Below are 26361 nucleotides of genomic sequence, written 5' to 3' on the forward strand. Positions count from 1 at the left end.
CAGAATGATTATCGCGATATATAATACTATTCTTAATTATTTTTACATATTTTAAATCAAGGATGGGGCAGTGATCAGCGTGGAATAGTCTTGAAGACAGTGACAGAGATGATTTTTGCTTACCACAATTAGAGCAAGTTTTAAGCTGTGGGACATTTAACTTGCATATTTTTGATTTTTGGGTCAAGCGTTAATCCTTCTCCCCTGCTTGTCTCAATGTGCTTTCTTAAAGGTTTAACAGCTTATTATGTTCAGGTGTTTCGGTTTATCTTTAATGAATGAGAGATCAAATTTTGCAAGCAATACAAGAAAGTAGTTATGGCAAGCGGTGATGTATTTGATACCCAAAAAGAAACCCTAGCTGTGCCAAAGGTCAACTTAATGACCATGTTTCGGCTGGGATTATTTCAGATGGGTTTGAGTATGATGTCTATTTTGACTCTGGGTGTACTCAATAGAGTCATGATTCAGGAAATAGCGATTCCGGCAACACTGGTATCTTTGGTGTTAGCATTACCGGCGTTTGTGTCTCCTACCCGGATTTTATTTGGACAGATTTCTGATGCTAAACCCTTGTTAGGTTATCATCGCACTGCTTATGTTTGGATAGGGGCAGGAATATTTGCGATCGCAGCTTTTTTAGCGGTACAAGTAATGTGGCAGTTAAATGCCGCTAATACTGCTGATACTTGGGTCTGGACAGGTCAAACTATTGCTTGGACAGGAGTTTTAGGTTTAGTTTTCGCTGTCTATGGTTTAGCCATTTGTCTTAGTGGTACGACCTTTGCAGCTTTGTTGGTAGATATTTCAGAAGAAGATAACCGTTCCCAAGTTGTCGGTATTGTTTGGTCAATGCTGATGGTAGGAATTATAGTTGGGGCAATTATTAGTTCTAGCTTGCTGAAACAATTAACAACAGGTGCGGCTATTGAAACTTTACAAGCAGCCATCAATAGGCTATTTATGGTTGTCCCTGCAATTGTATTTGTATTGTCAATTGTAGCGACTATAGGCGTAGAAAAAAAATATTCACGTTTTTCTAACCGTTCTACACCAGGAAACCGAGAAGATGGTATTAGCTTGGGTAAAGCTTGGTCAATATTAACAGCTAGTCCGCAAACAGGGATATTTTTCACCTTTTTATTGGTGATGACTATTAGCTTGTTTATGCAAGACCCAATTTTAGAACCTTATGCGGGTGAAGTGTTTAAGATGCCTTTGGCTGAAAGTACCAGATTAAATATTTTTTACGGTACAGGAATTTTAATTGCTTATGGTGTAACTGGGTTTTTAATTGTCCCACGTTTGGGTAAACGCAGAACTATAAAATTAGGTTGTGTTTTAGTAGCTTTCTCAGCTTTATTACTTGGGTTTTCAGGATTTTCTGCTAATCCTAATTTCTTGAAATTTGGTTTGGTGATATTTGGTTTATCGACAGGTTTCTTAACTACGGCAGCAGTTAGTTTAATGTTAGATTTAACGGTTGCTGAAGCCGCTGGTACGTTTATTGGTGCTTGGGGATTAGCACAATCTATATCTAGGGGAATAGCTGTAGTTATTGGTGGTGCGGTTTTGGATTTAGGACGGAATTTGCTAACCAATAACTTAGTATTAGCTTATGGTTTGGTTTTTGCTTTAGAAGCAGTGGGTATGTTAGTATCCATTTGGTTTTTGAATCGAGTCAATGTAACCGAATTTCAAACCAATACTAAACAAGCTTTAGCTTCTGTTTTAGAAAGTGATTTAGATTAGGTGATAGTGGATAGTTGATGGTTGATGGTTGATGGGGTTATTTGTTTTCTCAATGCCCAATGCCCAATAAATAATAACTAATAACTAATGAATGATTTTTGGAACACAATTTTAGAATTTGCTGAAACCACTACTACTAGAGTGGGACAACAATTAATGCAAGATTTTGGGAAAGTGCAAGCTTCTCAAAAAGCTGATGGGAGTTTAGTTACTCAAGCTGATAAATGGGCTGATCAAGAAATTCGTGATGCGATCGCTTCTACTTTCTCAGGTTACGGTATTTTAAGCGAAGAAAGTGACCAAACTTTTCCTGATACTGAATGGTGTTGGGTAATTGATCCTTTAGATGGAACAACCAACTTTACACGAGGTATTCCCATTTGGTCGATTTCTCTGGGCTTACTTTATCAAGGAATGCCCATTTTTGGCTATGTTTACGCTCCACCATTAAATCAAGCATTTTACGGTTTTTGGCCTGGTTCTTCAGGTTTAACAACACCAACGGGAGCATTTTTGAATAATCACGCTATTCATACTAGTCAAGATGCTCCCAGTGGAAATCATTTTTTTAACCTCTGTTCTCGCAGTACGGGAATTATTCAACCAGGATTTCCTTGTAAACTGCGGATGTTGGGAGTTGCTAGTTATAATTTTCTGACAGTAGCGACTGGTGCGGTTTTGGGTGGAATTGAAGCCACACCGAAGGTTTGGGATATTGCAGGTGCTTGGGTAATTGTTCAAGCTGCTGGTGGTAGCTGGATATCTTTGAAGGATGAGCCTTTTCCATTATTACCGGGAACAGATTATAGCGATCGCTCTTTTCCGACAATGGTTGTTAGTCAACCCGAATTAGTTCCTGTATTTACACCATTTCTCAAAAATATAAAGTTGTAATGAATTAAACCCGCTATATCCAAGGGATTAGCGGGAAATTACCTATAAAAAAAATCATATAAAAATTATATATATAAAGTAATAAAACAGAGATAATAGAAAATTCAGTTCATAGTTTACCAAACAAAAGTAATTAGTAAATGAGAGTAAATTGCGATAGTTAAGATCCAGTAAGTAGCAGGGAATGAGGTTTTTATCTAATTCATCATTCTTTTATAAGAATATCTTAATTTACGTATTAATACTTTATTTTACTGTTTATTTACATTTGATTTGGGTGCATTTATACTGATTTATTGATTATCATGTTATCAAATTTAGACTTGGTGCGAGATTTTGTTCATCACTCTAGTCAAAACCAAGAAGTTTTGTTAGGGAATTCTATTCTCAGTTCACAAACCATTTGCCGGAACAATCAGCTTATTGCCAAAAAAGAGGGCGTAATTATGTACGCTCATGCAACCGATACACAAACTAAATTTTTAATCAAAGCCAGTTCATCCCACTGGGAATTGATGAATCAGGTGTTAGCTGAATATGGATATCTTTTACAAGGAGATATAGACAGCCGAGGATTCTATGAATATCAAGCCGGCAAAGTCCCTAAAGGCTATCAGATGCACTGTACTAGATCTGTGATGCTATGGCGAGCTTGGTGGAAATATCGTAAATATGCTTCTAGAATAGGCATTCCTATGAATCTACTCATTCGGAGAAGAGATTCATGGTATCCAGTCAAAGATTTAATTATTAGCAATGGTACATTATATATTAAAACGCTGGGAACTGAAATAGCACTTGGTTCAGAGGATCTGATTACTTGGCTAAACAAAATTGAAGTGTCACCGCTTGGTGAAAAAGTTGAAGAAAATTCACAACAGCAGTTAATTCATAACTTAGGTGAGAATAAAAATGAAGGGACTTTGGTTAGAAAACAACCAATTACAACTCAAAACAGATATTCCCATTCCTGAACCACCTCCAGGAGAAGCTTTGGTTAGGGTTTTGCGTGCGGGTATTTGTAACACTGACTTAGAATTACTTAGAGGCTATTATCCCTATAAAGGTATATTAGGCCATGAGTTTGTCGGTGTTGTAGAACAAGGTTCGGAACAATTAATTAATAAAAGGGTAGTTGGTGAAATCAATGCTGTTTGTGGTTATTGTCGGTTTTGTCGTAGTGGAAAACCTAGCCACTGCGAAAATCGCACAGTTTTAGGTATTGTCAACCGCAATGGTGCATTTGCTGAATACCTTTGTTTACCTGTAAAGAATTTGCACCCAGTCCCGGAAAATGTCTCAACCGAAGCTGCAACTTTTACCGAACCCATAGCTGCTGCTTTGGAAATTCAAGAACAAGTAAAATTATCTAAAGATGATCGAGTTTTAGTAGTCGGAGATGGAAAATTAGGACAACTGGTAGCGCAGACAATAGCATTAACTGGTTGTGATTTGTTGGTAGTGGGACGACACAGAGAGAAATTGGTTAATTTAGAAGTACGGGGAATTAAAACCGGTTTAAGTGATGCCGTTACAGATAGGACTTTTGATATTTCAGTTGAGTGTACAGGAAACCCAGAAGGATTTTCTACTGCTCGTCGGGCTTTACGTTCCAGAGGAACATTAGTCTTAAAAAGTACCTATGCTGGTAATCTGAGCCTAGATGCTTCCTCATTGGTGGTAGATGAAATCACCCTGATTGGTTCTCGTTGTGGACCATTTACTCCAGCATTAGAACTATTAGCGACAAAACAAGTAGATGTAGAATCACTAATTCATGCTCGTTATCCCCTAAATGAAGGGTTAGCTGCTTTTGAAAAAGCGCAAACTAAAGGAGTTTTAAAAGTGTTATTAGAGATGAATTAGTAATCATTAAAAATTTCACATTGATGATGCACCATGTGTAATTAATCGTCTAAATAAAGCTTCTGACCAACCAGTTTCTTTTAAAACAGCAGATGCAGCAACATCTATATAAGACTGTTCAATAAACGCCAAATCAATCATGCAAATTTTACTCAAAGCCTCTTTTAAGTCCGCTGGCTTTCCTTCTGATTGGAGTTTTTTACCGACTTCATGAACTACCTTGGCCATAGCTGGAACTATATGCTGGGATTGAATTCCAATCTGAACATGAACAACCCCAATTCGCCAACGATTTTGAGAATAGGTATTACCCCAATCATCAAGTCCTGTAAACATTTCATGAAACCATCTGATGAATGTTTGATGTAGGCGATGAATTCTTCCTTCGGTTTGATTTAAAATAGCATTCATTTCTGCATCACGTCCTAGATAAGTATAGAAATGATCTGCCATTTCTGGAGCAATTGTTAGCCCCCATTCTGCATTTAATTTCAGAATAGATTTATCTTCAGAGGTAAACTCCATTCTTTGTTCCAGTGTACTCATGAAAGCAAGAGGATCTATAGCCATAATTAGTTCTTTTTCCTTTGTCAGTTAAAAGTTACGCGCACCTAATTGGGTGCTATACAAACAGATGTGCTTTTGATCAGCTACTACTGTCTGGTGTTAATTTAACCGACAAAGTTGAGGAACTTGTGAGATTGGCAACAATTTTTACAAATATTTGTGGTATTTCTGAGGAGAATCAACTACTGGTTTTGTAATTCTGTCAATCCTGATTCTGATCTTTATATCTGACATTCTGCAAGTCTAGACGTGAGAGAAGATACACCCGTCATAGCAAAAAAAAGCCTCCAAACTTCGTATTCCATCCACAAAACTTCGACAGGGAGGTGTCCTTTTGGTGCTGTTATGTCAAAAGTAATATCAGCGTAGTATAACCAATTTCCCTCTTTCTTCCATCCTACCTTCTCCCCGAAGTCTTCCAATATTGTTAAGTGATAATCCATGCTTCTACCCCTTCCACCCAAACCTTCATAAATCTTTTTTTGAACTGAAAACCCAAACCTTTCATTGCTATATTTTACCCACAAATTGTCAATAGTAAGGAGGTCTTCACAAGGGAAATTATCAATAATTCCAGTATCTAACCAACCATCTTCTTCTCGTTTTCCGACACACAACATTACCCGTTTTGTTTCTTCATCTGCTTCTTTCCATTTCCCTGCTATGAGTAAGTCACGCAGTATACTGTAGTCCATTCCTACTACTGATTTTAATTGCATCTTGTAAATCCTGATTCTGACCAATAATTCCTTGATGGTACAAGCCCCTGGATTTATCTGTGGGGTAAATCCAAAATCTAAAATCCAAAATCGAATGATTGGAAAATAATCATTAATTTGATTGATAATCTTTACAATTAATTGCTTCTTCTGTGTTAGCAATATATGGATTTACCGTACATTTAAGACGATAATTATTGGTAAAAAACTGGCAATTATGACAGGGGATTTTGTGCATTTTTTGAGCCGTCTTAATAGTGTCTTTTGTGGCTGTCCATAAGTTTAAACACACCAAAATGATTATAGTCCAAGCTATGACAAAGCAAATGGGAATCAATAATGGTTGTATCCCCTGCATTAAGAAAGATATAAAATTTAACACGGCATTTGCTAATACAAATGAGGAGTTAGAAATTAATATAACTCCTAACTCCTCATTGATCACTTCTAGCTAAAGATATATTACAGATCAAGGAGTCAGGAGTCAGGAGTCAGAAATCAGGAGAAAAAGAATTAACCTTTAACTTTTACTGTCTCATCTGTTACCTGTCATCTAACAATTAAACGCCAGCATGACCTAATGCAATACCTGTTATCAGCATTCCCAAAACCAAGAAGGGTTGGGCGCTGGCTTGATATTTTACGTCATTGGCTATGGGGTCACGCAGGAAATACATATCCTGGAAGGTAATTTGGGGAATGATTAATAATACCAAGATGGCAGCGTACAAGTTTTCATGAATACTGACGAGATAAGCTGCAACTAAACCCTGGAATAAGTCAATCATGACTACACAAATCAAGGCCGCAGTTTGCACACCAAACATGACTGGTAGTGATTGTAATCCTAATTGGCGATCGCCCTCTACACTCTTGAAGTCGTTAACAATGGCAATACCCAAACCTGCCAAGCTGTAAAATAAGGTGAGAACTACAATTCGCCAATTGAGTTCACCAAACAAAGCATGACCAGCCCACCAAGGTAAAGCAATGTAACTTGCACCTAAAGCATAGTTACCTAACCAACCATTTTGCTTTAGTTTCAATGGTGGTGCAGAATAGATATAGGCGATGAAAGTACCAAAAACAGACAACATCAAAACATTAGGAAATGTATGACCTGCCCATAAATCTAAGGTGTAGGCTACCCCATATCCTAATAATAGTAAAAGAACAAATTGGCTAATTACTTGCTTTTCCGAAATTGCTCCAGAAGGAATAGGGCGGTAAGGCTCGTTAATAGCGTCTATTTCCCGGTCATAATAATCATTGATGGTTTGGGTGTAACCTGTCAACAACGGACCAGAAAGCAACATACAAAGGGCGGACTTCAAAACATTTTCTAGAGTCCAGGTGTAGTTACCAGAAGAAGCCGCACCGCAGACCACACCCCAAATCAGGGGAATCCAGGTGATAGGCTTCATCAATTGCAATCGGATTTTCCAAATCGAGGTTTCTCCAGGTGCTGCACCCTTCATTCCCAGGAGTTGGCGAGTTTTGGCAGTACGTTCAGCAGATGTTACTTCCGCACTGGTAGATTCTACAGCCTCAGTAGGTTGAGGATTTGGGTTAATGGGAGTTGATTCAGACATAAGGTGTAATGGTAATTGGTTATTGGGAAAGGGAACAGGGAACTCATAACAGGGAATAGAGAATTTTCTCACTATCTCCCTATTTCTGACTGTCACCTGTCACCTGTCACCTGTCACCTGTCAAAACTAAAACGAAATTATCAAATAACTATTTTGAAACTTGGCTCCGGTTACTGGTTTACCACTTAAGGCAGGAGGTAGGAAGATATTGCGTCTTTGATCTCCGGCTTCTACCGTGACTTCTGGACCCTGTTGAGTAAGTTTGACTTGTTTTTTGTCAAAACCAGGTAAAAATAAGCGTACTTGGCGATTATGTACGTCAATTTCGATTGGTTTGGGAGCTTGTAATGTTTGCTCGACAAAGTTGGGTAAGGCATCTACCAGGGGTTGCCATTCACCGTTGGATACATCGGGAACGATGCTGATAGGTAGGGGTGTAAATTCTGCTGATAGGTTGGTGTTTTCCTGATCAGACACTAAAATAGCACCACCAATAGTTAGACCAATTTGTTGAGCAGTTCCCCAAAGATAGCGAGAATTTGCGACATCTATGGGATCTGGGGTTGTCACTAAAAAAGCTGCTACACGCTGGGGGTCAGCTAAAGCAGTTTTACCTTGTTCGAGAAAATTATTAACTTGGTTAGTAGGTTGGGCGAAGTTATCAGCCGTCCAATTAACATTAAAGAAACTGGTAATCAGTGGTTGAATTAAGGGAGATTCAGAAATTGTTTTGCCTAAATCGGAGTTAACAAACAATTGTCGAAATCGCCGTACATACCAGCTGAGAGATTCAGGCATTCCCAACATCCGCAAGGTGGAAGAGTCGCCTGTGCCATCATAGATAATTGCGTCATATTTGCCACTGGCATCATATTCGCGGATGGCATTGAGAGCGAGGGCGTTGTCCATGCCTGGTAATACTACCAATTCTTGACCATAAACCTCTTTAAAAATAGGTGTGCGTAGATATTGCGCTTCCAGTTTTTTTGCTTCTTCCCAGTTACGTTCTAGCAGTACAGAAGATTGAAACTGTACTGCTTGGAAGTTGGGAGCGATTTCTTGGGGGTCAGGAGAAAGAGAAGTACCTAGTAGAATTGACAATGTTGGCTCTGCAAGTCCTGCTAGGAGTACCCGTTTGCCTTGGTTTGCCAATAACTTGGATGCTGCGATCGCTATTTTGCTACGAGCGATGCTGCTTGTTCCTAAAAATGTCAGTATCAAGGCCATGACTTGATTTCCAATTACCGCCTATCTTTTCAACTCCAACTTAGCATTCAACTAAACTGCTAACGTCCCTATATGGCTTTAATTTCATCCTCAAAGAACCAGGTGGAGGAGTTATCATCAAATTTGACGACTACACCGAAACCTCCACCATCGGTAACTTTGTAGCCTTCGATTATACCGATTTGTCCTAATTTTTTGGCGATGAGGGCAGATACGCGATCGCGGATACGAATCACTTTAACCTTTTGTCCGATTTCCATGTCTAGTTACAATCCAATAATCCAAGTCTCAGTGTAGCGGAATCTGGCACTTTGTTATAAGCTAAGTCAGCCTTTGGGATTGTGCCTATGAAGTGGAAGGTGAACTGTTGCGATTTTCTCGCTTAAACACAGGTGATAAACAACTTATACCAACAGAACTCGGAGAACGAGCTGATAGACTAACAAAAAGATTGCCATTCCTTCGGAGAGCTTCTTAAAGCTCGGAATTGATCCTGATTGTTTGGGTTATTTATATTAATACTGAAAATAGTATAAAATGCCGGAATAACTTGGCTGTGGCCTGTGGTGGTGTTTGAGGATGACCATTTTTTTGATCAAAGACAATTTAACTTGGTTGCAGGTGCAACGTTACTGGGAACTGTTGCACGTCTTAGTAGTGCGGACTCTGAAAGTGCGTTATCGAGGTTCATTTCTGGGAGTTTATTGGTCGCTTCTAAACCCATTAATTATGACCGGGCTTTACACTGCCATTTTTGGAGATGCCTTCTCATCCTATTATGGTAACTCAATACTCAACTATCTTTTAGCAGCATTTACAGGTTTAGTCGTAATCAATTTTTTCTCAGCTTCCACATCCCAAGCTTTGGCAAGTGTAGTAAGTAATGGAGCATTATTGAATAAGATTCGTCTGCCAGTCAGTGTTTTTCCTGTATCTATGGTAGCAGCGAATATATTCCAGTTTGCCGTCGGGGCATTTCCGTTACTAGCATTGATGACTTTATTTAATTCCAAAAATCTAGTAAATGTCCTGGCGTTGCTATTTCCATTTCTGGCATTAATTTTAGTTTCCACAGGAATCGGATTTTTGGTCAGTGCTTTGTATGTATTTTTCAGAGACTTACCTTACTTCTATGAGTTAGTAGTCTTTGTGATTTGGATCAGTAGCCCTATCTTTTATCCAGCTGCGATCGTACCAAAGCAAGTTAAGCCATTTCTCAGTTTAAATCCCCTATCCCCAATTATTGAAAGTCTGCGTCAAATTACATTATCAGGAACTCCACCAGATTTAGGTTTAATATGGGGTGCTTTACTTAGTGGCATAATTATTTTGTCGTTAGGATGGACTTGCTTTCATCTATGGCGACATCAGTTTATGGATTTACTGTAAATGGAAGTTATTCGGCTGGAAAAAGTTGCACTGTGGCGACGTACACAAGAAGAGTTTTCTTATGATTTAAAGAAAACTATGCTTTCTATTTTAGAAGGTAAATATCGCCAGCCTGCAAAAAAATTAGTTTTAGATAATGTTGATTTAGTAGTTGATAAAGGTGAAAAAATAGGTATAATAGGTGCTAATGGTTCTGGTAAATCCACCCTTTTAAAGATAATTTCTGGTATTTTACAACCTACTAGTGGAACTGTAAGAGTACGTGGCCACGTTGCTCCTTTAATTGAACTTGGAGCAGGTTTTGATTCAGAAATTTCTGTACTGGACAATATACTCCTTTATGGTGTATTGCTGGGTTTTTCTAGGTCTGAGATGAAAAAAAGAGCGCAGTCTATTTTGGAGTTTGCAGAATTGGATGATTATGCTTTAGTTCCAGTGAAGGGTTTATCTTCTGGTATGGTCGCACGGTTAGGTTTTTCTATTGCCACAGATGTGCAGCCGGATATTTTGATTTTAGATGAAGTGTTATCAGTGGGAGATGAGAGTTTTAAGAACAAGTGTAAACAGCGAATTGATAATTTCTGGAATGGAGAAACAACCGTTCTAGTCGTTTCACATGATTTAGAATTTATTAAACAGTCCTGTGAACGAGCTATTTGGTTAAACAAAGGACAAGTTATATTCGCAAAAAATTCTGAAGAAACCGTATATCAATACCTGCAAGCAGTGAAATGAGTTGCTCCATCTTTTTCTAATTCTAGATGGAATTATTGCTAAAAATAAAGTCTATACCCTTGAAAATTAATTTGGGAGTGCATGCAAATGAAAATACTAATTACTGGAGGGGCTGGTTATATTGGTTCGGTATTGACACCAACCCTGTTATCTCAGGGATACGAAGTAACTGTATTAGATAACTTCATATTTCATCAACATAGCCTTGCTGATTGTTGTCACTATGATGGCTTTCAAATAGTAAGAGGTGATTGCAGAGAAGAAGATACCATTAAAACTCTTCTCAAAGATGCTGATGTAATTATTCCCTTGGCAGCTTTAGTAGGTGCGCCTCTTTGTAAAAATGATAAAATAGGAACACAAACTATTAACAGCGACGCTGTAAAAATGTTATGTCGTTTGGCTAGTAAAGAACAAAGAATTCTGATGCCAGTAACAAATAGTGGCTATGGCATTGGTGAAGCTGGAAAGTATTGTACAGAAGATAGTCCCTTGCGTCCTATTTCTCTCTATGGAGTTACCAAAGTAGAAGCAGAAAAAGCTGTTTTAGAAAGAGAAAACAGTATTACTTTTAGACTGGCAACTGTTTTTGGTATGTCTCCCCGTATGAGAGTTGATTTACTCGTGAATGATTTTGTTTATAGAGCATTACATGACCGAGCGGTAGTCATCTTTGAGGGACATTTCAAGAGAAATTATATTCACATCCGTGATGTAGCTAAAGTATTTTTACATGGCATCAAAAATTTTGAAACTATGAAAAGTAAGCCATATAATGTCGGCTTAGATGATGCCAATTTATCTAAATTAGAATTATGTGCAGAAATTAAGAAACATTTACCTAACTTTGTTTATTTAGAAGCACCCATTGGAGAAGATCCAGATAAACGTGATTATATAGTTTCCAATGCCAGAATTTTAAATACAGGTTTTGAACCTGATTGGTCTTTAAGTAGAGGGATTAAAGAACTAATTAAAGGTTATACAATCTTGCGTAATAGTTTATATTCTAATATTTAGGTGAGTATAAATAACGCTATCTAATATGAATAATATCATAGCTGTAGTTCTGGCTGGTGGCTATGGGACAAGGATTAAACACCTGCTTCCTGGTATTCCTAAACCTATGGCAATGGTAGCAGGTAAACCTTTTTTAGAGTGGGTTGTCCGTTATCTCAAAACACAGGGAATCGCAAAAGTAATAATTTCCACAGGTTATTTAGCAGAAGTCATAAAACAACACTTTCAACATCAACCTGTAGAAGGTGTGGAAATTATTTGTTGCCAAGAAATGCAACCATTGGGAACAGGAGGCGGTTTTTTAAATGCCGTTCAGCAAATAGGAATTTTACCCTCAGCTTGGTTAGTGTTAAATGGTGATTCCCTGCTTTTTACTCGCCTAGATTCATTGACAACTCATTTATTAGACCCTAAATTAAGTGGAGTCATACTTGGTTTATCAGTAGACGATACTACGCGATACGGTTCTCTAGTGTGTAATCAAACTGGTGTACTAGTAAAATTTGCAGAGAAGCATCCTGGTGTTGGCATAATAAATGCTGGAGTGTATTTACTTAAAAACTCTTTACTCAAAGAGTTTCCTCACAATTATCCTTTGAGCTTTGAACACGAAATCTTTCCAGCATTACTTGCCAAAAATATTAGCTTCAAAGTACATATTACCGATGCTCCATTCTTGGATATAGGTACTCCGGAGTCCTTACCAAAGGCTGAAGGATTTATATTACAAAACTTAGATAGATTTGATTTTGTATGCTGATATCTCGCGCTCCTGTACGGATTAGTTTTTTTGGTGGTGGAACTGATTATCCTGAATACTTTCTCCACCATGGAGGTGCTGTATTAGCAACAGCTATAGACAAATTCTCTTACGTAACAGTTAGTCCTTTTTTGAGTCATCTATTTGATTATTCAATTAGAGTTTCTTACAGACAAGTAGAACTAGTCAAGACAGTAAACGAAATAGAACACAAAGTTTATCGAGAATGTTTAAATTTTTGCGGCTTAGATAAAGATATTGAGCTGCATAATGTAGCCGATTTACCTGCATTTACAGGACTAGGTTCTTCTTCTTCTTTTACTGTTTCTCTACTCCATGCCTTGCATAGTTTTAAAGGGGAGTTTGTCAGACCGATAGATTTAGCCTATGAAGCTATTTATATAGAGCGTCATTTACTCAAAGATAAAGTGGGATGTCAAGATCAGCTAATGGCAGCAGTTGGAGGATTTAATCTAGTTGAATTTAGGACAGAAGATGATATTGTAGTTAATCGTGTACCTATTTCTCCAGAACGCCTACAGGAGTTTGAAAAACATCTATTTATAGTATTCACTGGAATCAAGCGCAAAGCAGCAGATGTAGTTGCTAAACAATTACAAAAAATAGGAGATAATACAGATACTTTAAAAACTATGCGTTCTATGGTTGATCTGGGATGGGATATACTTACTGGAAATGACAGCTTATCTAAATTTGGTGAACTATTACATCAAGCATGGGTAGCTAAACGCAATTTAGATGGAGGCATTTCTAATCAAGAAATTGACAAAATTTATCAAATGGGTATTGATGCTGGTGCTTGGGGTGGTAAATTATTAGGTGCGGGAGCAGGTGGATTTATGTTATTTTTTGCTCCGGTTGAGGTTCATGCCAAGTTAAAAGAGGTATTTTCTGAACAGCAAATATTAGATGTAAGTATAAACGCTCCTGCCTCACAAATTATTTTTTCATAAATCACAATGTGGAGATGAATCATTAAATAAGTTAACTGATAGTCGCATAATCTGACTATATAAACAAAGAGCGAATTATAGATTTAATATTCTTTACATAAAGAGGTAACTTATATTTATGCCAAAATTTGTAATAATTGATCAATCTCTGCGTAACTTAGGTGGACATCATTATGAATATGATATCTCTGTAGCAGAAGCGGCAAAAAAAATTGGTTATGAACCAATTATCATTTCTCACAAACAGTTCCCCAGTTATTTATATCCACAAGATATAAACTTAATAGCAATCTTTACTCAAGATTGGACAGGAACATTATTTTCTGAAGCTAGTTTGATAGGTCGGTTAATCACTCTCGTTAAGAATTTCAATAATAGCAAATTTCTGCTTAAGCAAGAAACACGATTAATACTGAAAATAATTTATGATTATCTTTTCATTTCACTGCCTAATTTACAATCTTTATGGCCTAAATTTAAGGAAATAAATTTTCTCCTTAAATCAGCACTGAAATCTGATGTAATAAAGTTGGCGATCCCCTTATATGTTATAATTAAGCTTTTATTAAAAACCAAAAAAATTTTAATTCATATATTACCTGTCAAAACTATTATACTTTTAATTAAGATACCTATAAAATTAGTAAAAATAATCCTAGAATCTAATATAAATACGATCATCAAATTTATTCACCACTATAAACTGCAACAGGAAAGAATTTTTGCTAAAAATTTAAAGGTTTTATTTAAGAAAATAAATCTTACTGCCCAAGATCATATTTTTATTCATACCATTAGTGTTGAACAACTAGAGGAATTATTTAACTTTTTAGCTGCCAACAACTCTGAAAGCACTCCGCATTGTCATATTTTGCTGCGACGAGATTACTATGAACAAATAGTTATTAATGCTAAAGGAATTGGTCTAAAAGCTTGCTTAAATAGATTTTATGGATCAGGATTATATCCAACATCAGTCACATTCTACACAGATACAGATGAGCTAACGCTACAGCATAATAGACTTAGTCCAATTCGTTTTATTACAGCTCCTATTCCTTTTCGGCATGAAAAAATTAAAGAGCGTTCAATTTCTTGTGACTATACAACAGAAGCGATTAACATTGTCTATCTGGGTGATGCCAGATCAGAAAAAGGCTATCAGTATTTACCTCAGTTAGTAGATGCTCTATGGTTGAGTCATATCTTGCCAGGGAAAATTAGATTTAAAATCCAATCTAACTTTAATCTGGATGGGGGAGAACCAGGTATTAAAGAGGCACGTCTCAAGTTAGAGCAATATCCATCCAGCAAAATACAGTTATTTAAAGAAATACTGTCTACTGAAGCTTACTATGATTTACTATCAAGTGCAGATATTATAGTGATTCCCTATTCTCCAGAATGCTATGGGGCCAGAAGTTCTGGTGTTTTAGTAGAGGCATTGGTGGCTGGTAAGCCAGTAGTTGTACCAGCAAACAGTTGGATGGCTGCACAAGTCGATGATTCACGAGCCAGTATATATGAATCACCAAATCAGATGGCTGATGCAGTGCTGAGAATATTAAATAATTGGCAGCAAATTACTCAAGCTGCATTAGAATATAGTTTATTTTGGCGTGCCAAACACTCTCCTGATACTTTGGTGAAATGTTTAGTTCAACAAAAGAATAACTCCTTAACATTCAGTCCTAGTGTGGAGCAATCTGCACCATCTATAGTCTACATAATTGATGCTGATTCAATAGTTAATAATACTGGTTCAGGACAAGTAGCAAGAAGTCATTTAGATTATTTATCTCGCTGTGGATATCGTATTTATGGAATATTCTTTTTTTATGATGCCAAATTATCTGAAGATGAATTTTCCTATCAAGTATCTGTAGCGAAAAAGAAATTAGCACCATTTAATGTTATTGAAAGTTGGTTTTTAAAATATAAATTGCCGTTACTTTCAAATATTTTTGATAATGTTAGCTACATTACATCGCGCATCAAGGGACAGCCAAGCCTGCAATCTGACTTATTTGGTCGCTCCAATCTTGAAGTTACATCTGATTTAGCAGATTTTCTCAAGAATCAAAAAATAGATGCTGTTCTACTCAATTATATTTCTAGTTGGTCAATAATTGAAAAATTGGGATTAAAACAACATCATATTATTTGCGAAATGCATGATATCCAGTCCCATCAATATGCCTTCTATAATAACCGTGGGATAGCTTCTCAAGAATGGGAATTAGAATGCAATTTATTGAATAAATGTGAAGTTTTGTTAGTTAACAATCTGCAAGAACTTGAAAAGGTTAAAGAATCTGTACAAAAACCATCACTTTATCATGTTCCATATATTGGACGGTTATATCCTCTTCAATATAGTGATTTATCGGGGTGTTTCAATTTATTAGATATTTTGAAATTAAGCGGCTCAGACATCCTGGAAAATTATGCTCAAAATGAGCGAATAAAACAAGAAAATTCTCTAGATTTATTATTCGTTAGTTCATACCATGCACCTAATGTTTTATCACTAAGGTGGTTTTTTTACGAAGTTTACCTTCCTTATTTGGCAGATAAAAATATCAATTTGTTTATTGTCGGAAATATCATGAAATCTGGCGACTTAAAGGATATAACTCATCCTAAAGTGTTTATCGCTGGAGAAGTCAAAACATTACGTCCATTGTATGCCGCAACTCGCTTGGTTATTTTGCCAGTTAAAATAGGTGCTGGGTTTAATATTAAAACCATAGAAGCTTTGTCAATGGGAAAACCTGTAGTTGCTACTAGTACAGCGTTACGAGGTATTGATTTTGAACGCGATGCTTTTCCTGTTTTCGATGAGCCAAAGGCTTATGCTGATCAAATTTTAAAATTGTTAAATAATTCACAGATGCGTCTCGAAGTAGCCAAGAAAGGTTTTGAAATAGTTAAAACTGGTTATAGACAGGAAAATTTTGATGCGTCAATGAATGCTGCATTTAGGCATATCTTTAAGGAGAGAATCCTTTTACCACGTCCCTTAGAATCTGTTTCATGGAAACCTCAACTTGTAGAATTATCACCAGAAACTTTATTATTAAACCGGATTATTGAACCATTTTTAAATCGAGATGATTTTGGGCATGATAATTTCTGTAAAGAACTTTATGATCAAATTCTTAGTTCTTATTCATATCAACTAATGGGGCAGAATGTAAGCAGGATAAACTTAGAAGATATCAATAAATATAATGATTTGCCAGCGAATGAGAATTTTAAACACATTTGCATATTAATACATCAGGATATTGGTTATCTTTCACCTACAATTAAGCTAGTCGCAGATCAAATAGTTGAGGAAGGAATTAGTGTTGATATATTTTGTCTAACTTTTGAGAAAAAATATGAATTACAGCAAAAACATAAGTTTAGAATTATTAGTTATCCTACTACATTAAACGAGTATACAAAAGCAGGCAAAACAGAGTTTATAGCTAAAGCAATCACTCAGCTAAAAGGATACGACGCTTATATAGGAATAAATGAAACTGCTTTAGCTGCTACCTATTTTCTCGCCAAAATTTTATTTAATAAACCTTTAATTGGTTATATGTTAGAAATTCCTACCATTAAAGATGATTTTGATAAATATATAGATTCATTATTAAATAAAGTTAATGCTTTTATAGATGTAGATCCTGGAAGATTGCATTATCGTAATAAGCAATTTCCAATAACAGATACTCAATTCTATATTAGAAACTTTCCTCGGCAAAAAGAAGTAAATGAAATTGTAAGTAGTAAAAAAATAACTACAAATTCATCGACTATTTTGTGGTATCACGGTACTATTAGTATCTACCACGGAATTACAGAAATTCTTGATGGATATTACAAAAGTAAGTTAGCAACTGAACTACATCTTACTGGACCATTTTTAGATGTTGAATATGAAAAAGAATTAATAACTCGAATTAATTCAGGAAATAAACCAGTATTTCTACACCAACCTGTACATAGAGATATGGTACTCAAACGCGCTTTTGAATATGCTGATATAGCTATTTGCTTTTACCCTTATCGCTATTCAAATCCCCAAGATTATTTAGGTAGATTATATGCAAATCCAGCTAAAATTTTCGATTATATGGCTTTAGGTATTCCTACTATTGCATCAGATAATCCCAGTTTAATAGACTACATTCAAAAAGAAGGTTGGGGACTTTGTGTGCCTCCAGAAGATGCAGAAGCGGTAGGAGAAGCAATAGATTTACTAGTTAGTGATCCTCAATTACGTTTAAAAATGAGTCAAACAGCTAGAGAATTATTTGCAGTCAAATATAATTTAGAGCAAGAGGTAAAACCATTTATGAATTGGTTAACAACATATTTAAAAGATTCATATTGATGTGATTTCATTCATTGATTTAATAGACACTGTATAAACAACATAAATTTTTCAACCCCAACTAAAGGAGAGCTTATGAAAATTCTAGTAACTGGAGCAACTGGTTTTTTAGGTAGGCATTTACTGCCGATATTACATAATAAATATCCTCAAGCTGATATTGTGGGCGTATCTTCCAAAGATTATGATCTAATGAATCCATTGGCGGTTGAGCGCCTATTTATAGAAAATAATCCCCTAGTTGTTGTTCATTTAGCAGCTTATTCTGGTGGGATTGGTGCTAATCGTACCTACCCAGGAGACTTTTACTATCGTAATACTCTACTCACAGCTTTAGTATTTGAACAAGCTGCTAAATTTAAAGTACAAAAGCTTATATATACAATGGGCGGTTGTAGCTATCCTGCTACGGCGAAGTCTCCTATTGATGAATCTCAAATGTGGGAAGGATATCCCCAAGAGGAAAGTGCTGCTTATTCTACAAGTAAAAAAATGGGCATTGTAGCTAGTCGTGCTTATCGCCAACAGTATGGACTAAATTCTGTAGTAATTATTCCAGGTAATCTTTATGGAGAATATGATAATTTCCGTCAAGGAGAATCTCATGTAGTACCGGCAATGATTCGCAGGTTTTATGAAGCTAAGTTGGCTAATGCTGATGAAATAGTGATGTGGGGAACGGGTAAACCTTGTCGTGATTTTGTTTATGCGGGAGATGTTGCTACAACTATTCCTTATTTTATAGATAACTATGACTCTAGTGATCCTGTCAATATTTCTACAGGAACAACTACCTCTATTAAAGAATTAGCAGAAACTCTGAAAGAGATGACTGGTTTTTCTGGGAAAATTGTCTGGGATGCTGATAAACCCGATGGACAAATGGTTAAGATTTTTGATGTTAAAAAACTTAATTCTCTGGGGCTTTATTCTCTTACATCTCTGCGAGATGGACTGCAAAAAACCATATCTTGGTTTGATCAACATTATTTAAATAAAACTGATGGCATCCGACTCTAATTTCAAAGTTTTTATCTTGGGTGGTCAAGGCTTTGTTGGTTCAGCTTATGCACGTTGGGCTGTAGCTAATCAAATTGACTATACTGTAATAACTCGTGATAACTATGCTGAATACGTTGGCAGTTCTTGTGATTTGTTCATCAATGCCAACGGAAATTCTCGTAAATATTTAGCTAAGGAAAGTCCTCTAGAAGAATTCGATGCATCTGTACGTTCGGTGAAGAAATCTTTAATTGATTTTCATTCCAACTGTTACATTCATTTATCTTCTTGTGATGTTTATCCAGATTGTTCTCAGCCTAGTACCACTAAAGAGGATAATATTATCAATATATCCCAACAAAGTCCATACGGATTTCATAAATATTTGGCAGAACAGTGTGTTATCCACAGCCACTCTAATTGGATAATTTTCCGCATGGGTGGGTTTGTAGGTAATGGGATGAAGAAGAACCCTATCTTCGATATTCTTCAAGGACAAAGACTTTGGGTTCATCCCCAGAGTCAACTTCAGTATATTAATACGGATGCAGCAGCAAGTATAGTCCTGGAGTTAGCTCTTTCTGGCAAATACAAAAATGAGATATTCAACATATGTGGTGAAGGTTTAATTGAACTGATGGAGGTGATAAATTTAGTTGGTAGTCAAGTTAAAGTTGAACCGAATAGTCCAAAAGTTAACTATGAAATTTCTCTGGAGAAGATTCAACAAGTCGTGAAATTACCCCAAACTCGTGAAACAGTTTTGAAGTTTGTAGAAAATCAGGTAGGGACTTTTAGCTAGTCATTCTAGTCAAAACGGTTGTGATCTAACAGTGAGGCCATAAAATTGGAAACATGGGTTTGTGATAGGATACGTCTAATAGAGTCAGCATTCACAGCTAATTATTGTCAGTCCATTTCAATGGCTGCTGATGTAATTATTAAGTGCTTTAAATCGAAAAATAATTTGTTAATTTGTGGAAACGGTGGTTCGGCATCTGATGCACAGCATATAGCGGCAGAGCTAGTGGGGAGATTCAATATCAATCGGTCTGGCTTACCTGCGATCGCACTATCAACCAATCCTGCTATTCTTACAGCTTGGACTAATGATCATGAATTTGAAACTGTTTTTTCCCGTCAGGTCGAATCTTTAGGTAAACCAGGAGATATTCTGTGGGGTATTTCTACTTCTGGTAAATCCAAAAATGTTATCTGTGCCTTAGAATCAGCTAAAAAGATGGGACTAACTACTATTGGTATGACTGGTAATAATGGAGGAGTAATCAATGATTTAGTAGACTATCCCTTATTTGTCGAGGAACAGCATACACCACTTGTCCAAGAAATCCATGTAATAACCTACCATCGAATTTGTGAGCAAGTAGAATTACAACTGTTTAGTAAGCCCGATTAAGAAAATATTCTTTTGAATCTGAACGAATGAAATAATAATTAACTACCCATTAGCAATATGTGATATGCAGCCTAAATCATACAATGGTTATAGCTCTAATGGACAATTCAAAAAAGCCTTATTCTTAGACAGAGATGGAGTATTAATAGAATATGTACCCTATCTTAGCCATCCTAATCAAGTGAAAATTCCTATTGGTGCGGGTGAAACTTTAAAAAAATGGCAAGATGCAGGATATCAACTAATAGTTATTACTAATCAGTCGGGTGTTGGTAGAGGTTATTTTACTATGAATGATGTGATAGCCGTTCATGATAAAATGCAGCATGAGTATAAACGTTTTAATATCAAGTTTCAAGATATTTTTATTTGTCCTCATCATCCATCTGATAATTGTAAATGCCGTAAACCATCACCACACATGATTCTGAAAGCTGCGGAAAAGCATAAACTAGAAATTGAGCAATCACTCTTTATTGGTGATGCTATTAGTGATGTAGAATGTGCTATTAATGCTGGGTGTAAACCTGTTTTTTTACAGACTAGTAGAATAGAAAATAAAAATATTTGGCAACAAAAATCTTCTATTCATGTTATCAATAACATTGCCGAAACGGCACTACTTATTCCCAATTAAACTGATAAAGTTACTAACATGAATAAAAACGATAGTCTTGCAGATACACCAATTTTAATTTCCATTATTCCTAACTTAATGGGGGGAGAAGGACACATAATTCCTTATCATATTGCTGTAACTAAAGCTGCTAATTTACTAGGATGGAAACACATAGCTGCTGTTCCACCTGATGCAGGTGTACAGAATTTACCTAGTAATTGGTATCCTTGTTTAAGCGATGTCAATTTAGAAGCAAAAATTAATCCTCTTATCAGAATATTGAGATTTAATGATGTTTGGCATTTAGGAAAAACTATTGCTAATTTTTTAAAGAAGGAAGTTTTACCGGGATCTAATTATCCCATCATTTTCACTGAAAGGTTTATTCATATACAGCTTTTTGCTTTGCTAATTGCTTTATACCTCACCCCCAGAAAAAATTTATCAGTTTGGTTACTTTACCGTCGGGATACACATAAAGATAAGACTCGCTGGATTTACAAATTATTAAATAAATTAATAAAGCAAATTTTAGAACCTGGTAAATTTCATCTACTAACAGATAGTGAATTTTTAAGTAAATCCTTAGAAAATTACTTTCAGGAAGTAGTTACCGTAATGCCAATACCGCATACACATTTTATTAATGTGGAAACAAACTCTCAAACAAGTATAGAAATTAAGTGCTGGTGGCCAGGAACACCTCGTATGGAAAAGGGGTGGGATAAAATCAAATCATTAGTAACTGCAAATTCTGATCTGGCAAAACATATCCATTTGGTAGCAGCACAAAGTTCAGAACTATTGCAATCAATTAATGGTGTGCAAGTTAAATTAATTGCTAATTATCTGACAGAAGAAGAATATTTACATTGGCTAAAAACAAGTGATATTATTCTCTTACCTTATGATAATGTTGCATACAGCGAACGCACATCAGGCATATTCACAGAATGTATTATTGCCGGTAAAATACCTATAGTTACACAAGGTACTTGGATGGCGAAGGAATTAATTAAACATGGATTAAATGAATTAATTATTGATTGGAGTCAGCCAACATTAATAGTTGAACAAATTATTAATATAGCAAAGTCTGAAGTTTTAAAATACAAAATTGAAGCAATGCAAACAGATTATCAAAATTTTCATTCTATAGAAAATTATGGTAATTACATGAATCAATTGTTGAACTTTAAATAAAAAATATGGTATTAATATGTTCACTGTAGCAGTTGATTCTACTCCTTTAACTTCTCAGCCGAGTGGTATAGGACTATATGTATATAATTTAATCAATGCCTTAAAAATACTTCAAAGTACAGAAAATTTTAAACTACAAATTGTATATCAACCTAGATTAAAAAATTGGTTACAGGGTAAATTTGCTACGCCATATTTTATCAATGAATTTGATATTCCAGTTTACACTTTACCAATTCCCGTAACAATTTCTAATATTTTATCTAAATTCTCTAATCCTCTACTTAGTTATTATGAACAATATTTGGGATCACCAGATATTTGTCATGGTACAGATCATGTAGTTTATCCTTGTGATAAAAGCTTAAAAGTTATGACCATACATGATCTAACTTTTATTAAATATCCCACATTTGTTAACAGGATAGTAAGAACTTATGCAGATCGAGTTAAACAATGCTTGAAATGGACAGATTTAATAATTACTGTTTCTGAAAGTTCTAAGAAAGATATTGTTCACTATTTAAAAGTATCACCAGAAAAAATTTACGTAACGCCTTTAGCCAGTCGCTATAATCCGTATTATTTATCTGTACCGATGATGCAAACATTGGAACAAGAGATAAATTTTAATTTCACTAAACCCTATCTCCTGTTTGTAGGCACTTTAGAACCAAGAAAAAATATCATTAATATCATTTCGGCTTTTAACTGGTTAAAGCAAAAATATAAAATTGAACATCAATTAGTATTAATTGGTAAAAAAGGATGGAATTATGAACCAATATGTACAGCCATTGATAATTCTCCTTGGAAAGACGAAATTTATCATCTTGACTACCTCTCTAATCAATTAGTAGCATTATTTTACTCAAAAGCAGATGTTTTCCTTTATCCTTCTCACTATGAGGGTTTTGGTTTACCTGTCTTGGAAGCAATGACTTTAGGTACGCCAGTAATTACTTCTAACACTTCATCAATTCCAGAAGTTACAGGTGATGCAGCTATATTAATCAATCCCAATGAGTATATGGAGTTGGCTGATGCTATTCTAAAAGTAATAAGTGATTCTCAACTTCAGCAAGATTTAATCAAAAGAGGTAAAACAAGAGCAAAATTATTTTCTTGGGAAAGGACGGCTAGAGAAACGTTGAAAGCTTATAGAAGTATCAGTTAATGAACATAGCAAATAATTCATTGTCTCATCCATTAGTCATAAATTTATCCATTCTCTTCTCTCAACCAACAGGCATCAGTAACTATGCTTTAAATCTATTTCCTTATTTAAAATCTCTTCAACCTACACTATTAACAGCAAATCAATATCCTGAATTCAACTGCTACCCAGTCCCAAATAATCTTACTCCTGCTGACGGTATTCAAGGACATTTACGCCGGCTAATGTGGACACAATTTCAATTACCAAAAATCTATAAAAACTTTAAATCTCAACTTTTATTCTCCCCAATACCAGAAGCACCCCTTTACAGCAACTGTCGTTTTATTGTCATGTCTCATGACATGATACCGTTGCGCTTTCCCAAACCCTTATCTCCACTCACACCATACCACCGTTACTACACTCCCCAAGTTTTTAAACAAGCACAACATATTATTTGTAATTCCCAAGCAACAGCTAAGGACATCACCGACTTTTACCAAATTCCTACTAAGAAAATAACACCCATTCCTCTAGCATATAATCGCACTCACTTCTGTTATCTCAATCTACCCACCAGTAATTACTTCCTATACATCGGTCGTCAAGACCCTTACAAAAACTTGCAGCGACTCATCAGTTCCTTTGCTGCGCTACCTAACAAGGGAGACTATGAACTATGGTTAGCAGGACCCACCGATAAACGTTACACTCCATTACTACAAGCGCAAGTTGAAGAATTGCGTATCACTCATCGTGTCAAGTTCCTCAACTACGTACCTTACAGTGAACTACCAACAATCATAAATCAAGCAGTTGCTCTTGTTTTCCCTAGTCTTTGGGAAGGGTTTGGTTTTCCTGTGCTGGAAGCAATGGCTTGTGGGACTCCCGTTATTACTTCTAATATTTCTTCACTTCCTGAAGTAGCTGGAGATGCGGCTATTCTCATTAATCCCCATAATGTAGGGGAAATCACAGAAGCAATGCAAGCAATTATCAATGATTCAGAAATGAGAAAACAACTTTCTCAAAAAGGCATAGAGAGAGCAAATTTGTTTAGTTGGGAAAAAACCGCACTTGCTACCGCAGAAGTGTTAAAAAAATATCTTTGAACATTTAATAGATGAAAACAAACTCAAATAAAATGCACAATTTATGATTGCCAAAACTGAAAATTTATACCGCTATTAGCCACAACCACCGCTGCGGCGAAATTATCTCCTGGTACTAATTCCTGCAAACTCCAATCTCCAGTTACAAGTAATTGAGCAGGTGTTGTTGGTGTCAAATTAATTTCAATTTGTTCCAGTTGAACTAAACCATCTCCAGTAGCTTTTAAATAAGCTTCTTTGCAAGTCCAGTAACGAAAAAAAACTTGTTGCTTTTGTTCATTAGGAAGAAATTTAATTACTTCATATTCACTTGGTAAAAAGAACCTTTTGGCAAGACGTTCTAAATCTGACATAGGACGAATATATTCCAAATCCACCCCTATTAATCGTTGATAGCTCACACCAAATAAACCCAAATTTTGAGAATGAGATAAATTAAATAACAATCCGCTATCAGCAAATTTAGCGGCTAAAACTGGCTTACCACGCTGTTGATATTCAAACTCTACCTGTGCAGGTTCTATACCTAAATAGCGTCCTAAAATAGTGCGGAGACTACCACGACCAGCAATAAACCGCTGGCGATGTTCAGGGAAATAAAACCGTTCAGCGCGACTTATTTCATCACTAGATAAAGATTCACGAAACAATTGTAATTGTGATTCCGGCTGATTCAGATCTATTTTCCATATATGTACATCATCGGATAACAAAATTAAATTTGTGGGAGCAGGTAGCCAAATATGATTAAAGGTATTCACAGGTAATTCAACATTTAAAATGAGGATACTAACTCTGCGGTGTCTCTTTGTTTTTCCTCGATCCACTGTAAAATGCGGTTCCAAGCCCACCATTGATCAGGATCTTGATTTTGATATTGGCATTTTTTACTGCTCACATAACCAACATGACCACCATAGCGAGTTAGTAGTAAATCTATGCTGGGATTTTGGGAACTGGCAATTTTTAAATCAGGAACAATATCGGGATGAAATAAAGGATCATCAGCAGCATAAAGAATTAAAGTTGGTTTTTGCAACTGAGATAAAATATTTAAACCACTGCTGGCTTCATAATATTCTGGCACAGAAGAAAAACCCAAACGCCCTATTACTAATTCCTCATCAAATCCCCAAATGCTATTAGCACGTTCAATAGCTGCTGCATCAAAGTGGCCAGGATGATGTTCATGTATTTTCCAGGCTAGTTTTTTTAATTCTCCAGCAATACGGGGTTCTACGTACTTACCAAAGGGTGTTGTGACTAAGTAGGTGAGCGATCGCAACGAATCCAAACTCGGACAAATCACCGCCCCACCAGCAATATCAATCCCTTTAATTCCTAAATCTACAGCCGCTTTTATGCCCCAAAGAGCCAGTTGACCGCCCAAAGAGTACCCCGTAAACCAAAATTTATTTGGACAGCCCATTTTTGCCGCTTGTGCCGCAATTCTCACAAAATCTTCCCCTTCATACAACCCATCAGAAGTTAACGTTGGGGATAATTCAGCCGTTTTACCATGCGCTCGCCAATCAAATAACACCACAGCGTATCCTTGCGAGTATGCTTTACATCCCATTAACCTCAAAAACCATTGCTGTTCCAACTCCCCTGTAATGCCATAAGTACCAACAATAGTGCTATGAGCATTTTTAGGAATAGCAACCCAACCGAAAATTGGCACACCCTGCCCACCAGTAAATATCACTTGCTGATAAAGTGGTTCTGGATGAGGAACGCTAGTTTCCCAGTTACGTCCCGCCTGCAAAGCAGTGTAAGCAGTCATAGCAACGCCATTTCGTAAGAAATATGGCGGATTGTAAGTAGAGTGGCACACCATATATGAAAATTCGTGTAATTTGCTCTTGATTTAACAGTCCTTTAATCTTAATATTTATGTTAGATTTAAAATCTTTTTTACAATCCAAATAGTAATCTTTGCATATCACAAAGATTCTTATTTA

At 36.1% G+C, this 26361-nt stretch carries 25 protein-coding genes; 17 read left to right on the forward strand and 8 right to left on the reverse strand.

Features of this window, described 5'->3' with window-relative positions; genetic code table 11:
• Positions 1–318 precede the first annotated feature (318 nt).
• The 4 genes from ACLLO5_RS24610 to ACLLO5_RS24625 all read left to right on the forward strand — a co-directional run bounded on the left by ACLLO5_RS24610 (position 319) and on the right by ACLLO5_RS24625 (position 4512).
• The gene (locus ACLLO5_RS24610; RefSeq protein WP_413173104.1) at positions 319–1752 is read left to right on the forward strand and encodes a BCD family MFS transporter; all 1434 of its coding nucleotides are present in this window, start codon (positions 319–321) and stop codon (positions 1750–1752) included.
• Between the two features lie 87 nt (positions 1753–1839).
• On the forward strand, positions 1840–2646 hold the full coding sequence (locus tag ACLLO5_RS24615) for an inositol monophosphatase family protein (protein ID WP_413173105.1): 807 nt from the start codon (positions 1840–1842) through the stop codon (positions 2644–2646).
• Positions 2647–2951: 305 nt separating this feature from the next.
• Positions 2952–3620, forward strand: a complete 669-nt coding sequence (locus tag ACLLO5_RS24620) for a hypothetical protein (RefSeq protein WP_413173106.1) — start codon at positions 2952–2954, stop codon at positions 3618–3620.
• Entirely contained in the window at positions 3559–4512 is a 954-nt protein-coding gene (locus ACLLO5_RS24625; protein ID WP_413173107.1) for an MDR/zinc-dependent alcohol dehydrogenase-like family protein, read from the forward strand. The genes ACLLO5_RS24620 and ACLLO5_RS24625 overlap by 62 nt, the downstream gene beginning before the upstream one ends.
• A gap of 15 nt (positions 4513–4527) precedes the next feature.
• On the opposite strand, the gene ACLLO5_RS24630 is transcribed toward ACLLO5_RS24625, so the two are convergent.
• The 6 genes from ACLLO5_RS24630 to ACLLO5_RS24655 form a co-directional block, all read right to left on the reverse strand.
• Positions 4528–5082, reverse strand: a complete 555-nt coding sequence (locus ACLLO5_RS24630) for a protoglobin domain-containing protein (RefSeq protein WP_413173108.1) — start codon at positions 5080–5082, stop codon at positions 4528–4530.
• A gap of 218 nt (positions 5083–5300) precedes the next feature.
• Positions 5301–5798, reverse strand: a complete 498-nt coding sequence (locus ACLLO5_RS24635; RefSeq protein ID WP_413173109.1) for a GUN4 domain-containing protein — start codon at positions 5796–5798, stop codon at positions 5301–5303.
• A gap of 112 nt (positions 5799–5910) precedes the next feature.
• Positions 5911–6180 (reverse strand): hypothetical protein, encoded by a 270-nt coding sequence (locus ACLLO5_RS24640; RefSeq protein ID WP_413173110.1) that lies wholly within the window; start codon positions 6178–6180, stop codon positions 5911–5913.
• Positions 6181–6358: 178 nt separating this feature from the next.
• Positions 6359–7390, reverse strand: a complete 1032-nt coding sequence (gene chlG / locus ACLLO5_RS24645) for a chlorophyll synthase ChlG (RefSeq protein WP_413173111.1) — start codon at positions 7388–7390, stop codon at positions 6359–6361.
• A gap of 126 nt (positions 7391–7516) precedes the next feature.
• A complete protein-coding gene (locus tag ACLLO5_RS24650; RefSeq protein WP_413173112.1) occupies positions 7517–8617 on the reverse strand; it encodes an ArsA family ATPase in 1101 nt (366 codons plus the stop codon).
• Between the two features lie 68 nt (positions 8618–8685).
• Complete coding sequence (locus tag ACLLO5_RS24655) at positions 8686–8877, reverse strand: DUF2862 domain-containing protein (protein ID WP_413173113.1); 192 nt, start codon at positions 8875–8877, stop codon at positions 8686–8688.
• A 319-nt stretch (positions 8878–9196) separates the two neighbouring features.
• Here ACLLO5_RS24655 and ACLLO5_RS24660 point away from each other — a divergent pair, with 319 nt between their 5' ends.
• The 13 genes from ACLLO5_RS24660 (at position 9197) to ACLLO5_RS24720 (ending at position 24397) form a co-directional block, all read left to right on the forward strand.
• Entirely contained in the window at positions 9197–10006 is an 810-nt protein-coding gene (locus tag ACLLO5_RS24660) for an ABC transporter permease (RefSeq protein WP_413173114.1), read from the forward strand.
• On the forward strand, positions 10007–10741 hold the full coding sequence (locus ACLLO5_RS24665; RefSeq protein WP_413173115.1) for an ABC transporter ATP-binding protein: 735 nt from the start codon (positions 10007–10009) through the stop codon (positions 10739–10741). It begins immediately after the preceding gene.
• Between the two features lie 87 nt (positions 10742–10828).
• Positions 10829–11761, forward strand: coding sequence for an NAD-dependent epimerase/dehydratase family protein (locus ACLLO5_RS24670; RefSeq protein ID WP_413173116.1), 933 nt, complete (start codon positions 10829–10831; stop codon positions 11759–11761).
• A 25-nt stretch (positions 11762–11786) separates the two neighbouring features.
• Complete coding sequence (locus ACLLO5_RS24675; RefSeq protein ID WP_413173117.1) at positions 11787–12521, forward strand: sugar phosphate nucleotidyltransferase; 735 nt, start codon at positions 11787–11789, stop codon at positions 12519–12521.
• Entirely contained in the window at positions 12515–13495 is a 981-nt protein-coding gene (locus ACLLO5_RS24680; RefSeq protein WP_413173118.1) for a hypothetical protein, read from the forward strand. Before ACLLO5_RS24675 ends, ACLLO5_RS24680 begins: the two co-directional genes overlap by 7 nt.
• A 118-nt stretch (positions 13496–13613) precedes the next feature.
• Positions 13614–17885, forward strand: a complete 4272-nt coding sequence (locus ACLLO5_RS24685) for a glycosyltransferase (RefSeq protein WP_413173119.1) — start codon at positions 13614–13616, stop codon at positions 17883–17885.
• Positions 17886–17960: 75 nt separating this feature from the next.
• Positions 17961–18905, forward strand: a complete 945-nt coding sequence (locus ACLLO5_RS24690; protein WP_413173120.1) for a GDP-L-fucose synthase family protein — start codon at positions 17961–17963, stop codon at positions 18903–18905.
• A complete protein-coding gene (locus ACLLO5_RS24695) occupies positions 18889–19689 on the forward strand; it encodes an NAD-dependent epimerase/dehydratase family protein (protein ID WP_413173121.1) in 801 nt (266 codons plus the stop codon). The genes ACLLO5_RS24690 and ACLLO5_RS24695 overlap by 17 nt, the downstream gene beginning before the upstream one ends.
• Before the next feature lie 45 nt (positions 19690–19734).
• Positions 19735–20304: a D-sedoheptulose 7-phosphate isomerase gene (gene gmhA / locus ACLLO5_RS24700; RefSeq protein WP_413173122.1), complete on the forward strand. Its 570-nt coding sequence runs from the start codon at positions 19735–19737 to the stop codon at positions 20302–20304.
• A 64-nt stretch (positions 20305–20368) separates the two neighbouring features.
• A complete protein-coding gene (locus tag ACLLO5_RS24705; protein WP_413173123.1) occupies positions 20369–20941 on the forward strand; it encodes a D-glycero-alpha-D-manno-heptose-1,7-bisphosphate 7-phosphatase in 573 nt (190 codons plus the stop codon).
• A gap of 18 nt (positions 20942–20959) precedes the next feature.
• Positions 20960–22126, forward strand: coding sequence for a hypothetical protein (locus tag ACLLO5_RS24710; RefSeq protein ID WP_413173124.1), 1167 nt, complete (start codon positions 20960–20962; stop codon positions 22124–22126).
• Positions 22127–22142: 16 nt separating this feature from the next.
• Positions 22143–23303 (forward strand): glycosyltransferase family 4 protein, encoded by a 1161-nt coding sequence (locus ACLLO5_RS24715; RefSeq protein WP_413173125.1) that lies wholly within the window; start codon positions 22143–22145, stop codon positions 23301–23303.
• Positions 23303–24397 (forward strand): glycosyltransferase family 4 protein, encoded by a 1095-nt coding sequence (locus ACLLO5_RS24720; protein ID WP_413173126.1) that lies wholly within the window; start codon positions 23303–23305, stop codon positions 24395–24397. Before ACLLO5_RS24715 ends, ACLLO5_RS24720 begins: the two co-directional genes overlap by 1 nt.
• Before the next feature lie 41 nt (positions 24398–24438).
• On the opposite strand, the gene hetI is transcribed toward ACLLO5_RS24720, so the two are convergent.
• Together hetI and ACLLO5_RS24730 are read right to left on the reverse strand one after the other, a co-directional pair.
• Positions 24439–25158, reverse strand: coding sequence for a 4'-phosphopantetheinyl transferase HetI (hetI, locus tag ACLLO5_RS24725; protein ID WP_413173127.1), 720 nt, complete (start codon positions 25156–25158; stop codon positions 24439–24441).
• A gap of 14 nt (positions 25159–25172) precedes the next feature.
• Complete coding sequence (locus tag ACLLO5_RS24730; RefSeq protein WP_413173128.1) at positions 25173–26237, reverse strand: YheT family hydrolase; 1065 nt, start codon at positions 26235–26237, stop codon at positions 25173–25175.
• Positions 26238–26361: the final 124 nt, after the last annotated feature.

The sequence above is a fragment of the Anabaena azotica SJ-1 genome (assembly GCF_047275885.1).
Lineage (GTDB): Bacteria > Cyanobacteriota > Cyanobacteriia > Cyanobacteriales > Nostocaceae > Trichormus_B > Trichormus_B azotica_A.

Coding starts and splice junctions, on each gene's coding strand:
- ACLLO5_RS24620 (WP_413173106.1), top strand. CDS start 2,952: ATGTTATCAAATTTAGACTTGGTGCGAGATTTTGTTCATCACTCTAGT.
- ACLLO5_RS24690 (WP_413173120.1), top strand. CDS start 17,961: ATGAAAATTCTAGTAACTGGAGCAACTGGTTTTTTAGGTAGGCATTTA.
- ACLLO5_RS24630 (WP_413173108.1), bottom strand. CDS start 5,082: ATGGCTATAGATCCTCTTGCTTTCATGAGTACACTGGAACAAAGAATG.
- ACLLO5_RS24650 (WP_413173112.1), bottom strand. CDS start 8,617: ATGGCCTTGATACTGACATTTTTAGGAACAAGCAGCATCGCTCGTAGC.
- ACLLO5_RS24720 (WP_413173126.1), top strand. CDS start 23,303: ATGAACATAGCAAATAATTCATTGTCTCATCCATTAGTCATAAATTTA.
- ACLLO5_RS24695 (WP_413173121.1), top strand. CDS start 18,889: ATGGCATCCGACTCTAATTTCAAAGTTTTTATCTTGGGTGGTCAAGGC.
- ACLLO5_RS24625 (WP_413173107.1), top strand. CDS start 3,559: ATGAAGGGACTTTGGTTAGAAAACAACCAATTACAACTCAAAACAGAT.
- ACLLO5_RS24680 (WP_413173118.1), top strand. CDS start 12,515: ATGCTGATATCTCGCGCTCCTGTACGGATTAGTTTTTTTGGTGGTGGA.
- ACLLO5_RS24665 (WP_413173115.1), top strand. CDS start 10,007: ATGGAAGTTATTCGGCTGGAAAAAGTTGCACTGTGGCGACGTACACAA.
- ACLLO5_RS24660 (WP_413173114.1), top strand. CDS start 9,197: ATGACCATTTTTTTGATCAAAGACAATTTAACTTGGTTGCAGGTGCAA.
- ACLLO5_RS24705 (WP_413173123.1), top strand. CDS start 20,369: ATGCAGCCTAAATCATACAATGGTTATAGCTCTAATGGACAATTCAAA.
- ACLLO5_RS24635 (WP_413173109.1), bottom strand. CDS start 5,798: ATGCAATTAAAATCAGTAGTAGGAATGGACTACAGTATACTGCGTGAC.
- ACLLO5_RS24675 (WP_413173117.1), top strand. CDS start 11,787: ATGAATAATATCATAGCTGTAGTTCTGGCTGGTGGCTATGGGACAAGG.
- ACLLO5_RS24710 (WP_413173124.1), top strand. CDS start 20,960: ATGAATAAAAACGATAGTCTTGCAGATACACCAATTTTAATTTCCATT.
- ACLLO5_RS24730 (WP_413173128.1), bottom strand. CDS start 26,237: ATGGTGTGCCACTCTACTTACAATCCGCCATATTTCTTACGAAATGGC.
- ACLLO5_RS24610 (WP_413173104.1), top strand. CDS start 319: ATGGCAAGCGGTGATGTATTTGATACCCAAAAAGAAACCCTAGCTGTG.
- ACLLO5_RS24670 (WP_413173116.1), top strand. CDS start 10,829: ATGAAAATACTAATTACTGGAGGGGCTGGTTATATTGGTTCGGTATTG.
- ACLLO5_RS24655 (WP_413173113.1), bottom strand. CDS start 8,877: ATGGAAATCGGACAAAAGGTTAAAGTGATTCGTATCCGCGATCGCGTA.
- chlG (WP_413173111.1), bottom strand. CDS start 7,390: ATGTCTGAATCAACTCCCATTAACCCAAATCCTCAACCTACTGAGGCT.
- ACLLO5_RS24715 (WP_413173125.1), top strand. CDS start 22,143: ATGTTCACTGTAGCAGTTGATTCTACTCCTTTAACTTCTCAGCCGAGT.
- ACLLO5_RS24615 (WP_413173105.1), top strand. CDS start 1,840: ATGAATGATTTTTGGAACACAATTTTAGAATTTGCTGAAACCACTACT.
- ACLLO5_RS24685 (WP_413173119.1), top strand. CDS start 13,614: ATGCCAAAATTTGTAATAATTGATCAATCTCTGCGTAACTTAGGTGGA.